General features: G+C 37.1%; 12 protein-coding genes. 11 read left to right on the forward strand and 1 reads right to left on the reverse strand.

The annotated features are described in order from the left end of the window. The first annotated feature begins 3 nt into the window (after positions 1 to 3). Positions 4 to 2,475, forward strand: a complete 2,472-nt coding sequence (gene leuS / locus ACMW72_RS06705; protein ID WP_418368073.1) for a leucine--tRNA ligase — start codon at positions 4 to 6, stop codon at positions 2,473 to 2,475. A 250-nt stretch (positions 2,476 to 2,725) separates the two neighbouring features. On the opposite strand, the gene ACMW72_RS06710 is transcribed toward leuS, so the two are convergent. After that, positions 2,726 to 2,986 (reverse strand): DUF2533 family protein, encoded by a 261-nt coding sequence (locus tag ACMW72_RS06710; RefSeq protein ID WP_418368074.1) that lies wholly within the window; start codon positions 2,984 to 2,986, stop codon positions 2,726 to 2,728. A 55-nt stretch (positions 2,987 to 3,041) separates the two neighbouring features. Between ACMW72_RS06710 and ACMW72_RS06715 the strand changes: the two genes are divergently transcribed. The 10 genes from ACMW72_RS06715 (at position 3,042) to ACMW72_RS06760 (ending at position 13,716) form a co-directional block, all read left to right on the forward strand. After that, positions 3,042 to 3,689 carry a helix-hairpin-helix domain-containing protein gene (locus tag ACMW72_RS06715; protein ID WP_418368075.1) on the forward strand — a complete coding sequence of 216 codons (648 nt, stop codon included), beginning with the start codon at positions 3,042 to 3,044 and terminating at the stop codon, positions 3,687 to 3,689. Positions 3,690 to 3,811: 122 nt separating this feature from the next. After that, entirely contained in the window at positions 3,812 to 4,231 is a 420-nt protein-coding gene (locus ACMW72_RS06720) for a CoA-binding protein (RefSeq protein WP_418368076.1), read from the forward strand. A gap of 98 nt (positions 4,232 to 4,329) precedes the next feature. Then, entirely contained in the window at positions 4,330 to 4,794 is a 465-nt protein-coding gene (locus ACMW72_RS06725; RefSeq protein WP_418368077.1) for a deoxycytidylate deaminase, read from the forward strand. Further along, entirely contained in the window at positions 4,791 to 7,256 is a 2,466-nt protein-coding gene (locus ACMW72_RS06730) for a DNA internalization-related competence protein ComEC/Rec2 (RefSeq protein WP_418368078.1), read from the forward strand. Before ACMW72_RS06725 ends, ACMW72_RS06730 begins: the two co-directional genes overlap by 4 nt. Before the next feature lie 324 nt (positions 7,257 to 7,580). Then, the gene (holA, locus tag ACMW72_RS06735; RefSeq protein WP_418368079.1) at positions 7,581 to 8,576 is read left to right on the forward strand and encodes a DNA polymerase III subunit delta; all 996 of its coding nucleotides are present in this window, start codon (positions 7,581 to 7,583) and stop codon (positions 8,574 to 8,576) included. A 158-nt stretch (positions 8,577 to 8,734) separates the two neighbouring features. Continuing rightward, positions 8,735 to 10,435 (forward strand): AMP-binding protein, encoded by a 1,701-nt coding sequence (locus ACMW72_RS06740; protein WP_418368080.1) that lies wholly within the window; start codon positions 8,735 to 8,737, stop codon positions 10,433 to 10,435. Positions 10,436 to 10,562: 127 nt separating this feature from the next. Then, positions 10,563 to 11,150 carry a TetR/AcrR family transcriptional regulator gene (locus ACMW72_RS06745; protein WP_418368081.1) on the forward strand — a complete coding sequence of 196 codons (588 nt, stop codon included), beginning with the start codon at positions 10,563 to 10,565 and terminating at the stop codon, positions 11,148 to 11,150. A 14-nt stretch (positions 11,151 to 11,164) separates the two neighbouring features. Next, the gene (locus ACMW72_RS06750; RefSeq protein ID WP_418368082.1) at positions 11,165 to 11,944 is read left to right on the forward strand and encodes an enoyl-CoA hydratase-related protein; all 780 of its coding nucleotides are present in this window, start codon (positions 11,165 to 11,167) and stop codon (positions 11,942 to 11,944) included. Positions 11,945 to 11,962: 18 nt separating this feature from the next. Then, the gene (locus ACMW72_RS06755; protein ID WP_418368083.1) at positions 11,963 to 12,721 is read left to right on the forward strand and encodes an electron transfer flavoprotein subunit beta/FixA family protein; all 759 of its coding nucleotides are present in this window, start codon (positions 11,963 to 11,965) and stop codon (positions 12,719 to 12,721) included. A gap of 17 nt (positions 12,722 to 12,738) precedes the next feature. Beyond that, positions 12,739 to 13,716: an electron transfer flavoprotein subunit alpha/FixB family protein gene (locus tag ACMW72_RS06760; RefSeq protein WP_418368084.1), complete on the forward strand. Its 978-nt coding sequence runs from the start codon at positions 12,739 to 12,741 to the stop codon at positions 13,714 to 13,716. Positions 13,717 to 13,748: the final 32 nt, after the last annotated feature.

Raw genomic sequence — 13,748 nt, forward strand, 5'->3', positions numbered from 1 at the left:
AGCATGAGAGAGCAAGTTTATCAACCCGAGAAAATTGAGAAGAAGTGGCAACAAATATGGGAAGAACAGGAGACCTATAAAACCATCGAAGACGTTTCCAAACCGAAATATTATACTTTAGAACAATTTCCTTACCCCTCCGGAGAAGGGTTACATATGGGGCATGTTCGCGTTTATACGATTGGCGATGTGATTGCCCGTTTTAAACGCATGAAAGGATACCAAGTCCTTCATCCAATGGGAGCAGATGCCTTTGGTTTACCCGCTGAGAATGCAGCGATTCAAAGAGGAGTTAATCCAAAAGAGTGGACATTAAAAAACATGGAACGGATTCGTACGGAACAAAAACGGTTAGGCGTATCGTACGATTGGGATCGCTATGTTGCCACTTGTCTGCCTGACTATTATAAGTGGACCCAATGGCTCTTTTTGTTATTTTACGAGCGGGGGCTTGCTTATAAAAAGAAAGCGGCTGTTAATTGGTGTCCGACCTGTAATACAGTTTTAGCGAATGAACAGGTAGAAGATGGAAGGTGTTGGCGTTGCGATAGCGAAGTAACGAAAAAAGAATTGAATCAATGGTTCTTAAGAATTACTGATTATGCGGAACGATTACTGCAAGATTTAGATCAATTAGAGGGTTGGCCAGAAAAGGTTAAAATGATGCAAAGAAACTGGATTGGAAAAAGTAAAGGAGCAGAAGTGGTCTTTACAGTTCCAACTTTAGATGATGCGAAGATCCCTGTATTTACTACACGCCCAGACACCTTATATGGAGTCACTTACTTGGTATTAGCACCAGAACATCCTCTTGTTCCTCAATTGATTAAAGGAAAAGAAAACGAACAAAAGATTTTACAATTTATCGAAGACTTAAAGAAAGTAAATGAGATCACCCGTACCTCAACAGAAGAGGAAAAAGTGGGTTATTTCACAGGTTCTTATGCCAAACATCCATTAACAGAAGAAGATGTACCGATTTGGGTAGCAAATTATGTGTTAATGGATTATGGAACGGGTGCAGTAATGGGTGTTCCAGCCCATGATGAGCGGGACTTCCATTTTGCGAAGAAATATCATCTACCGATTAAGATTGTGGTACAAAATCAAGACGGATATCCCCAAACTGTGGAAGAGATGGATCAAGCATTTACAGAAGATGGAATATTGGTTCATTCTGATCGCTTTAATGGATTGCAAAAGCAAGAAGCGATTCAAACGATCGGTAAGTATCTTGAAGAAATTGGCAAAGGAAAACGGACTACAACCTATCGATTAAGAGATTGGCTTATCTCGCGCCAACGTTATTGGGGTACACCGATACCTATCGTCTATTGCGATACATGCGGTGAAGTACCCGTTCCATTAGATCAATTACCTGTTATGTTACCTGAAGATGTTACCTTTAATGGAAAAGATAATCCATTAACCACTTCAGAGTCGTTTGTTCATACCACTTGCCCAAAATGTGGGGGGCATGCTTATCGGGAAACCGATACAATGGATACTTTTATTGATTCATCGTGGTATTATTTCCGATATGTCAGCCCCCACGAAGAGACAAAACCTTTTGATTCTAAACTTGTCAATAAATGGCTGCCTGTTGATGAATATATTGGTGGGATTGAACATGCAGTCCTTCATTTACTCTACTCACGATTCTTTACAAAAGTATTGTATGATGCAGGATTAATTTCATTCCAAGAACCTTTTAAATCTTTACTGACACAGGGTATGGTCATTAAAGATGGAGCAAAGATGTCAAAATCAAAAGGAAATGTGGTAAGCCCCAATGAAATCATCGAGAAATACGGTGCAGACACAGGACGTCTCTTTATTCTATTTGCGGCTCCTCCTGATCGTGATCTTGATTGGAGTGATTCTGGGGTAGAAGGAAGCCATCGTTTCTTAAATCGGGTATGGAGGCTTGTTCAACAAAACCTTGAAACCTTAAGATCGCATCCGGAAATCAAGGTTGAAACCGATGAAGAAAAAGAACTTCGTCGTATGATTCATTTAACCATTAAACGGGTAACAGAGGACATTGAATTAAGAAATAATTTTAATACTGCGATTTCTGCTGTGATGGAGTTAGTCAACAAGATTCATAGTTATCCCGAAAAAGGGAACAAAGGTCTTCTCAAACAAGCGATCGAAACGGTTGTGGTATTGCTCGCACCAATGACGCCGCATATTACTGAAGAATTATGGCAAATGATGGGGCATGACTCTAGTATTCATCTACAAGAGTGGCCAACATTCAATGAAGAATATTTGGTATTAGATGAAGTAGAAATCGCCATTCAAATCAATGGCAAGATTCGCGGGAAAAAGATGATTCCAACATCTTACGGAAAAGAAGAAATCGAAAAAGCTGTCCTTGATGATGAAAGAATCAATGAATGGATAAATGGAAAACAGATCAGAAAAGTGATCGTTGTTCCTGGCAAACTTGTTAATATTGTTATAGGGTAATAAACGAGTAAAGGCTGTATGTTCAAAGCTAATGTTACCTTTAGCTTGCCAACATTCTTTGATAGTGTTGGCAAGCTTTTTTTATACGCAGGAAGCTGGAGGCAAACGCTCGAGCTGAGGTACACGAACCCATCCTTAGGGGAGATTCGGGTGAAGCTTGAAGGGATTCTATGACATTAAATTTTAAAAAATGAATCGGTTTTGAAGGAATTTTTCCTAAATTGCCGAAATAATGAATAGATTCTAAATTTTAGTGTAACGTTTGAACATAAGACTTAAACATTTCTTTTGTCACGATTTTTCTTGTTGGTAACTGATGTTTGATTGCAAACTGGTTCATTTGTTTTGTCCATTGATTAAGTTTCGTTAAGTCGATTGGTTTCCCTGCTTTATAATCATCAATCAGTTGGTCGATGATCAACTCTCGTTGTTGATCCATTTTCTTATAAGTTTCGATTGCTTTTACTTTTTCATTGACTTTTTTCGTAATTTCCAAATGAACACTACTCACTGCTAACACCTCGATTATAAAAACATGTATTTCAAATTTAGAAAGGATGGTAATGGTGGATCTGATTTCAAAGTTTTACTTAACGAAAAGAGAGAAAATCTTTATTATTCTTCTTATTATGGCTCTCTTATTCGCAATAAGTCAATATATCTCTTCCAAACAAGACGATCCGCCGCCATTTAGAGACCAAGTAAAGGAATCGTCAAATGTCGTTTCGAATAAAACAAAAACAGAGAAAACGAATGCTGAAGAGATTGTTGTCGATGTCAAAGGTGCAGTCACGAAACCAGGAATCTATCATTTAAAAAATAATGCAAGGGTAAAAGATGTTCTTGATCTTGCTGGCGGAGCTCTACCTAATGCGAATTTGAATCAAGTGAATCTGGCAATGAAGTTAAAAGATGAGATGGTGATCTATGTTCCTTTTCAAGGAGAAAAACTGGAAAACCAAGGAACCAATCAAATTTGGGGAAGTTATTCAATATCAAGTGGTCCAAGTTCCACAAATGGCAAGATTAATATCAATACAGCTGATGAATCACAATTAATGGAATTAGATGGAATTGGAGCAACGAGGGCCAAGGCGATCATTGAATACCGTCAACAAAACGGTCCCTTTCATAAAATTGAAGATCTGATGAATGTATCTGGAATCGGTGAAAAAACATTTGATAAAATTAAAGAAAAAATTTCAGTACATTAATTCAAAAGTGTAATATTAATGTTAAAATTAAGATTGGTATAAAACTTTGCTAAGTTCGTTAAAAATATTGACGTAGTTAAAGATATTCACTAATGTTGTCTTAGATGGAAAGGAGGAAAATCATGAGTCGCTTAACTACAGATGAACAATTAAAAAATCTATTAGAAACATCTAAGCGAATTGCCATTGTTGGACTGTCGAACAAGCCTGAACGGGACAGTTATAAGGTAGCAGAATATTTGCTTAATCAAGGATACGAGGTTATTCCTGTCAATCCAACCATTAATGAGGTTCTAGGGAAAAAAGCAGTAGGTTCCTTAAAGGAAATTGAAGGTCAAGTAGACATTGTCGATGTCTTTCGCCGACCCGATCAAGTAATGCCTATTGTAGAAGAAGCAGTCGAGATCGGAGCGAAGGCCATTTGGCTCCAATTAGGGGTCGTAAATGAAGAGGCTGCTAACTTCGCTTCCGAAAAAGGTTTGAATGTAGTTATGGACAAATGTATCAAGATTGAACATAAACGATTGTTTAAATCAGAATAGTTTTATAAAATAAGGAGTCCCTAGATTAAAAAAACAATAGTGTTGGAATATAATTGAGAGAAAAAGAGAAAAGGTCTAAAAAAGGTGAGGGAAGAGAAGTGAGTTCATATTACCGTAAAAGTTGGGACGAGTATTTCATGGACCTTGCTTTTACCGTGGCTGAAAGGGCAACTTGCCCGAGAAGACATGTGGGCGCGATTTTAGTAAAAGATAAAAAATTAATGGGTACAGGCTATAATGGTAGCCCTTCAGGAGTGCTAGATTGTTATGAACAAGGTTGTCTTATCGAGCATTACCATGAAAATGGTGAAGAAAAAGAAAGATGTATTCGAACCATCCATGCAGAAGTGAATTTGATGCTGTTTACCGATCGAGCAGATCGTGAAGGAGCGACTGTGTTTGTTACGGATTCCCCTTGTTATAATTGTGCCAAGATGCTTGCCAACAGCGGAATTAAAGAAGTTGTTTATGAACGTAAATATGAAAAAGATCTACCGAAAGTAACAGAACTATTTAAAGAAGCCAATATTCTCTTTCGCCAATATGAAAGAGAGAAGAAATGATGGATTTAGCACGCCATTTTTATAAACCAAAAGCTCCGCTCATTCTATTATCTTTGGCATGGGCTATTGGCTTGTTATTTGGTAGGGATATAGAGATTTCATGGACCAAACTGGTGATCGCACTTTCAAGCAGTTTGGTCTTTTTCCTATTTTCACTTTATTTGTATTATCGAAGAAACAATCTTTGGTTTGTTTTCCTTTTCTTTTTCTTTCTCATTTCTGGGTTTCTTTATATGCTTGTTTATCAGGATCAACATCAAAGCCAATTACCTAAAGAATTGACAGGACAAAGAATAGGAATCCGTGGTTATCTCATTTCAGAACCGATCATCGATGGCAATTTGGTCAAATTTCAGATTGAACCTTTTTCTTATCAATGGCAGCAACAGGAACGAAAGCTGCAAACAAAAGAAAAGTTGATCGTTTACCTATACTTGAACAAAGAGCAAGAGCTAGAAAAAGTGCGGAGTTTTACAAAAGGAATGGGGATTACCTTCTATGGGATTTTGGACAAGCCTCCAAAAGCGAGAAACCCAGGACAATTTGATTATTCCCGTTATTTGGCTAATCAGAATATTTATTGGCAGATAACAGTTTCTGATTTAACAAATATTCAAATATCAAAGCGTTTTTCCCTATCCCATTTCTTTTATGTTTTGCAAAATCAGTTAGCAAAACCTTTTGATCAGTATCTTTCTCATCCCCAATCTGGTTTTATGAAAAGCTTAATCCTAGGGAATCGCCAAGATCTATCTCCAGAAATCAGAGATGATTTTTCTAACTTAGGGCTCAGCCATATTATTGCCATTTCTGGACTTCATTTAACGATATTGACTTTGATCATCTCCTTTTTGTTATCGAAATTAGGGTTAACGAGAGAAAAAAGGGGGATAATTACAGGGATATTCTTGATTTTTTATCTGTTTTTAGTCGGTGCAAGTGCTTCTGTTGTTCGGGCAACTCTCATGTCTTTAATTACCTTGTATGGATTGATGTTTCGCAGGCCATTTCTTTCCCTTCAATCGATGGGTTTAACGTTTCTTTTTATGACCTTCTATAATCCAAAATGGATGGATGATATTGGCTTTCAGTTATCATTTGTCGTTACCTTTTTTCTTGTTTGGGGATATCCGAGAGTTGAAACTTGGTTACGAGATAAAGTTCCTTCTTGGTTACGGGGAGCATTTACCGTTTTAATCGTCACCCAACTTGCATCTTTTTCCCTTGTTTTCTATCATTTTCACCAATACTCTTTCTTTTCATGGCTGGCAAATCTGTTATTTGTACCCATTTTTAGTTTTGCTGTCTTGCCAATGGGATTCCTTCTCTTATTGCTTAGTTTGTTCCATCTTCCTTTTGCTGTTTGGGTTGGACATTTATTAGATGTTTTGTTGTACCTTCTTTTTAATGTGATTGCTATTTTCAGTCAATTAAGGGTATTGCAATTCTTTGGTCATTTTTCTTGGTGGATTGTTATTCTTTTTTACTTCTTTTTAGTTTGGAGTTTGACAAGAAAAGAAATTAAGGAATCTTTTCTTTCCTATCAAACAAAAAAGTATTTATTTGCTTTGGAAAAAGGTGTATTGATCATTAGTATGATTTTGTGGTTGGCTTCTTTCCTTTTCTCTCCTGATAACGCACAGGTAACCATGCTCGACGTTGGCCAGGGGGATAGTCTTTTGATTGAATCTCCAGATGGAGAAACGATATTAATCGACAGTGGCGGAACATTATCTTTTATAAAGGAGCCAGCATGGAAACAAAGAAAAGACCCTTTCCAAGTGGGAGAAGATATTGTGCTGCCATATCTGCACTATCAAGGAATCAACGAATTAGATTACGCTGTTTTAACCCATGAAGATGCCGATCATATCGAAGGTTACCTTACCCTTGTGGAGCAAATCCCTATCCATTGGTTTATTGTAGGGGAAGGATTTCCAAGAACAGAATTAGGGGAAAAACTATATACGAAGTTAAAGCAAAAGCAAATTCCTATCAAAGTAATAAAAGAAGGGGAATCACATCTTTCCCTTGATCCCAATACCGTGATTACTTTTATCTCCCTTGGTTCAAAACCAAAAGAAAAAGAAAATAACCAATCGTTGATTACCTATGCCAAACTTTATCAAACTCAATTTCTATTTATGGGTGATCTTGAGGTAGAAGGAGAAAAACAACTCATTCAAAACTACTCTTTGCCTCACATTGATTTTTTGAAAGTGGGTCATCATGGTAGTCAAACTTCCACCAGTCAATCATTATTAGATCATTTGCAACCAAAAGAAGCACTTATCTCTGTAGGAGTACATAATCGTTATCATCATCCTTCATTGGAAGTCATTCAACGTTTAAAGGAAAGGGGAATTCATATTTGGCAAACGGATCAAGATGGAGCAATTCTAATCAAGGTGAATCCTAAAGGATACGAAATTAAAAAAACTTTAGATGAAAAAAATCTTTAAATTTGTCACACTAATTAGGCGTTTTGCGTATAGTGTAATACAACAACTGCTTCCCGCCCAATTGGGAAGTTCCTAGGCCTTTCCATTGGGCGTTTACATATTTGAGAAGAGACTTTTAAGGCCCCCTTATAACAGGGGGTTTTATTTAGTATCATGTATAAGATTTTGGTATTAGGTTTGTATATTCAGCGACTTTTGGGAGTGTAATATATACGGATAACGGAGCGTATTGGAATATACAAACTTATTTTGATTGATTTTGTCTAGAACGATGGAAGTTTTACCGATATAATGGACGTGGGATTGAAATTGAAGGAGGAGCTTATGCCAAAATCATCGATTTACCTTTTTTATGGATTAGAATCCTATTTAATCGAACAGAAAATTGAGCAAATCATTCATCAACGGCTTCCTTTTGAGGAGAGAGAGATGAATTTGATCACCTATGATTTACAAGTAACGCCGATCGAAGAAGTGATTCAAGAAGCGGAAACATTGCCTTTTCTTTCGGAACATAAAGTTGTGATTGCAAAAAATGCCTATTTCCTTACGGGGCAAAAAGCAAATACAAAGGTGGAACATGAGATCGAGAGTTTGGAACGGTTTTTAGAAAACCCTGTTGATTACAGTACTCTAATTTTGACTGTGTTTTCTGAAAAATTAGATGAAAGGAAAAAAATCACAAAAATATTGAAACAAACTGCCACGGTAGAATCCTTTGCAATATTAAAAGGGAAGGAATTAGTTGATTTCGTTTTTAAGTTGGCACGCAAAGAAGGGGTAGGAATTACTCTTGATGCAGCACAATTCTTGGTATATACCATTGGTAAAGAACTTCAAATTCTTGAGCAAGAGATCAAAAAAATGGCTCTCTACGTTGGAAAAGAAGGCCAAATTGATCTGCAGGTTGTAAAGGAATTAACAGCTCGCACATTAGAAAAAAATATTTTCTCTTTGATTGAGAAAGTGGCTAATTTACAAATCGATCAAGCCATTCGAATGCTTTATGATCTTTTAAAGAATAAAGAAGAGCCAATCAAGATTGTGGCCTTATTAGCAAGACAGTTTCGAATTATGTTGTATACAAAAGAATTAGCGCAAAAAGGTTATTCAAACCAGCAGATTGCAAGTCAAATAGGAGTTCATTCCTATGTAGTTCAACTGGCATTACAACAAGGGAAAAGTTTTGAACGACAACAATTAAGAGAGATCTTAAGTCAATTAGCCACGATCGATTTTGAAATCAAAACGGGTAAAAAAGATAAAGTTTTGGCTTTGGAGTTATTTTTGCTTTCATTAACAGGAATGAAACAAAAGTGAATAAGATAAAGGTTCGAATAATTATGTAAGGTTTGTGATTTGCAATCACGGACCTTTTTATTTTCAAAAATTTAAAAAGAAAAAATAAAAATATTCAAAATATTCATAAAATTATATACAATAGAAATATAACCAAGAAAAAATGAGGAGGGGAAAAAATGAATAAGGAGGTAATCAATAAAATTTGGCTTTCTTCCTATCCCAAAGAAGTTCCTCACACGATTTCCTATCCAGAGATTCCAATTACAGAACTTCTAGTTAATGCGGCAAGAGAATATCCTAATCATGATGCGGTATCTTTCATGGGCAAAACCATCAAATATAAAGAATTATTGAATAATGTGTACAAATTTGCTCATGGTTTAAAACAGTTGGGTGTGAAGAAAGGTGACCGAGTTGCACTTCTGCTCCCGAATACCCCACAATCGGTAATTGCCTATTATGGATCATTAATGTTAGGTGCAATTGTTGTTCAAAACAATCCCATGTATACCGAACGAGAATTAGAACACCAACTGGTTGATTCAGGATCGGAAATTATCATCACTTTAGACTTATTTTATTCAAAAGTAGAAAATATTCGTTCGAAAACATTTTTAAAACATATTATTGTGACTAGTTTGAAAGATTTTCTCCCTTTCCCTAAAAATCTGCTTTATAACTTGAAATTAAGAAAAGATGGGCAGTATGTATCTGTCTCCAAAAAAGAGGGAGTTTGCTTTTTTTCAAAATTAATGAAAAGTCAACCTGTATTTCCGATTCGAGTTCAGTTGGATCCAAAAGAAGATATTGCTCTTTTACAATATACAGGTGGAACAACAGGTGTTCCTAAAGGTGTGATGCTGACTCATTATAATCTTGTCGTCAATGTCATTCAAGAAGCACACTGGTTATATCGTGTCAAAAGAGGACAGGAAAGAATTCTTGGCGTTTTACCATTTTTTCATGTATTTGGAATGACCTCTGTAATGAATTTAAGCATTCATCTTGCCTCAACTATGATTTTAATTCCTAGATTTAAAGCCGAGGAAATTTTACAAACCATCGAAAAAGAAAAGCCAACCTTTTTCCCAGGCTCTCCTACCATGTATATCGCACTTCTCAACCATCCCAATGTGAAACAGTATGATCTATCGTCAATTGAAGCATGTATCAGCGGTTCTGCTCCATTACCATCAGAAGTTCAAGAAAAATTCGAGAAATTAACAGGTGCAAGAATTATTGAGGGGTATGGTTTAACAGAGACATCTCCAGTTACACATGCTAACCCGATCTGGGAGAAACGAAAAATAGGAAGCATCGGAATTCCATGGCCAGATACGGAAGCAAAAATTGTCGATCCTGTTACTGGTGAAGATGTAGAAATTGGTGGAATTGGCGAATTAGCCATTAAAAGTCCTGTCGTGATGAAAGGCTATTGGAATCGTCCAGAAGAAACAAGAAAGGTATTCATAAACGGTTGGTTATTGACAGGAGATTTGGCAACGATGGATGATGAAGGATACTTTTATATTGTTGATCGGAAGAAGGATATGATTATCGCGGGGGGATATAACATCTATCCACGAGAGGTAGAAGAGGTTCTATTTGAACATGAAGCCGTTCAGGAGGCAGTCGTTGTCGGCATTCCTGATCCATATCGGGGAGAAACAGTAAAGGCATTCGTCGTTTTAAAAGAGGGAATAAAAGTCAGCGAAAAAGAGTTAGATGCGTTTTGCAGAGAACGTTTGGCGGCATATAAGGTTCCAAGAGTTTATGAGTTTCGATCTGAACTTCCAAAAACAATGGTCGGCAAAATCTTACGTCGCGCCTTAATTGAGGAAGAAAAGAACAAAATAAACAAAGACAAAGTAAGTTAAATAAAAACAAGCGAACTTGTACTTATTATTTTCAGAATATTACAAAAATATTGATTTTTCTTTCTCTTTTCGATATGCTTTAACTATACATGAATGAATAATCATTCAGTATAAAAGGAGTCTAAAAATGGCAAAAAAATTTGGGGAGAAGTATCATGCAATTATTGATGCAGCAGTCAAAGTGATTGCAGAAAATGGTTATCATCATGCACAAGTAACCAAGATTGCTCGTGAAGCCCAGGTGGCAGACGGGACAATCTACCTCTATTTTAAAAACAAGGAAGACTTATTCATCTCATTATTTCGTTTAAAAATGACTAGCTTTGTTGAAAAGGTTAAACAGCAAGTAGATTTGGTTCATTCTGTCGAAGAAAAGCTTCATCAACTCATTTATATGCATTTTAAACAATTGGCGATGGATCCCCATCTTGCAATTGTGACACAAATTGAATTGCGGCAATCTAATCGTAACTTTCGTAAGGAAATTGGAAGTATCTTAAAGCTCTATCATCTACTCATTGAAGACCTGATCCGGTCTGGAATTGAGGAAGGAAAGTTTCATGATGATGTAGATATACGACTCATGCGGCAGATGATTTTTGGAACATTAGATGAAACGGCGACATCCTGGGTGATGAAAGATATGAAATATGATTTGCTTGCTTTAGTAGAACCAGTATTTTCTTTATTAATGAATGGTCTTAAACGAAAATAAAGGAGTGAGGAAAAATGGAATTTGAACATTTGAATTATGAATTAGATAATCGTGTAGCAATTATTACGATTAACCATCCACCAGTGAATACGCTTGGAGTAAAAACATTACAAGAATTAGAAACAGCGATTGAAGCAGCTTGTGTCGATCGGCGGATAAAAGCAGTGGTGCTAACAGGTTATGGTAAAGCATTTGTCGCTGGGGCCGATATCAAAGAGATTGCCAACATTTCTTCCAAAGAAGAAGGAGAACGATTATCACGCCTAGGCCAGCAACTATTTGATCGAATTGAACAAATGAAAAAACCAGTAATTGCAGCGATTAATGGAGTATGCCTTGGTGGCGGGATGGAATTAGCGATGGCTTGTCACATTCGGATTGCTGGTAATTCAGCAAAGTTCGGTCAACCGGAAATTAATCTTGGTATTATTCCAGGGTTTGGCGGGACACAACGACTCGCAAGACTGACCAATCGTTCAATTGCAATGGAATGGGTGTTAACAGGTAATCTTTATTCAGCAGATGAAGCGTATCATGTAGGTGTTGTGAATCGCATCGTTTTAGATGAAGACGTTTTATTGGAAGCGAAGAAGTTGGCTCATCAGATTGCAACAAAAGGTGGAGTAGCAATCGCCAAATCGATCGAAGCGATTAACCAAGGGTTAAGCGGATCATTTAGAGAGGGGTTGTTACTAGAAGCTAAGTTGTTTGGGGAAGTTTGTATTACGGCAGATAAACAGGAAGGGACGCAAGCATTCTTAGAAAAACGTTCCCCTGTATTTGAGGATAGATAGATGAGGAGGAGATATGGAATGAACATTTTGGTCTTATTAAAACAAACCTTTGATATGGAAGAAAAAATCGTCTTAAAAGATGGTCAAATTAGTGAAGAGGGTGTTGAGTTTATTATCAATCCCTATGATGAGTATGCGGTAGAGGAAGCGCTGAAAATCAAAGAAGAGTTAGGCGGAACAGTTACAACCTTGTCACTAGGATCTGATCGATTTGAAAGTTCTATTCGCACAGCGCTAGCAATGGGAGCTGATCAAGCGATTTTAATCGATGATGAGAGATTATTTGGTGATGAATATGTCGTTTCTAATGTGTTGGCAAGGGTAATTCAGGAACAATCCTATGATCTTATTCTTGCAGGTCATATTGCGATTGATGATGGTTCAGGGCAAGTTCCCCAACGAATAGCCGAGATTCTTGGCATTCCCTTTATTGGTACAGCAGTAAAAATTGAAATAAACGATTCTGTTGTCATTGTTCATCGTGATGTTGAGGGAGACATAGAGATTGTAGAAACTAACCTACCTGTTTTAATTACAACCCAACAAGGTTTAAATGAGCCAAGATATCCGTCTTTACCAGGGATTATGAAGGCAAAGAAAAAACCACTTGATCGTCCAGATGTGGATATTACAGCAGAAGCAATTCGAGCCAAAACGGAAGTATTGGAAACTTATTTACCACCAAAGAAAAGTGGTGGAAAAATCTTAAAAGGTGAGATAAAGGATCAAACCAAAGAATTGGTTCAATTATTACGGAACGAAGCGAAAGTGATTTAAAGAAAGGGGTATAAGCGATGAGTCGAAAGGTATTGGTTTTCGCAGAAGAGAAGAACGGAAAACTGCGCAATGTTTCTTTTGAAGTATTAGCAGCAGCGAAAAAAGTAGCGGATGGTGGGGAAATTGCGAGTGTATTGTTAGGTTTAGATTCTAACGAATATGTTCAAGCATTAGCTGAACATGGTGCGGATAAAGTCTTTGTAGTTCAAGATCCTTCATTAACACAATATGTTACAGATGTATATAAAGAGGCATTTATTGAGGTGATAAAGCAGTTTACACCGGATGTGATCTTGATTGGCCATACTCCAATTGGTCGAGATATGGCTCCGAAAATCGCAGCCGCATTAAAGGTTGGTTTGATTACTGATAATATTGACTTAGAAGTCATAGATGACAAAATTGTATTTACACGACCCATCTATGCTGGAAAGGCATTCGTGAAAAAAATAACCCATGATCCCCTTGTCTTTGCGACGATCCGTCCAAATAATATTCCGATGGAAGAACCTGATTCATCGAAAACAGCAGAAAAAATCGTCCTCTCTTATACTCCTAGTCAAGATGCTTTACGGGTGAAAGTCCGAGATGTCATCCGTAAAGCGAGTAAAGGTGTGGATTTAAGTGAAGCGAAAATCGTCATCTCTGGTGGAAGAGGGGTTAAAAGTAAAGAAGGCTTTGAAAAACTGTATGAGGTGGCTGAACTCCTGGGAGCCGCAGTTGGTGCTTCTCGTGGTGCGTGTGATGCAGGGTATGCCGATTATTCATTACAGATTGGCCAAACAGGAAAAGTGGTAACCCCTGACTTGTATATTGCCTTAGGAATTTCTGGTGCAATCCAACATGTGGCTGGGATGTCCAATTCAAAGGTGATTGTTGCCGTGAATAAAGATCCAGAAGCGCCTATTTTTCAAATTGCAGATTATGGAATTGTCGGTGACCTGTTTGACGTGTTGCCATTCTTGGTAGATGAGCTCAAAGCACTTGTAAATTAATTTACTTAGAGTGTCATAATTTATCTCAGACT

Origin of the sequence: Tepidibacillus sp. LV47, assembly GCF_048381575.1 — a bacterium.
Taxonomy (GTDB): domain Bacteria; phylum Bacillota; class Bacilli; order Tepidibacillales; family Tepidibacillaceae; genus Tepidibacillus.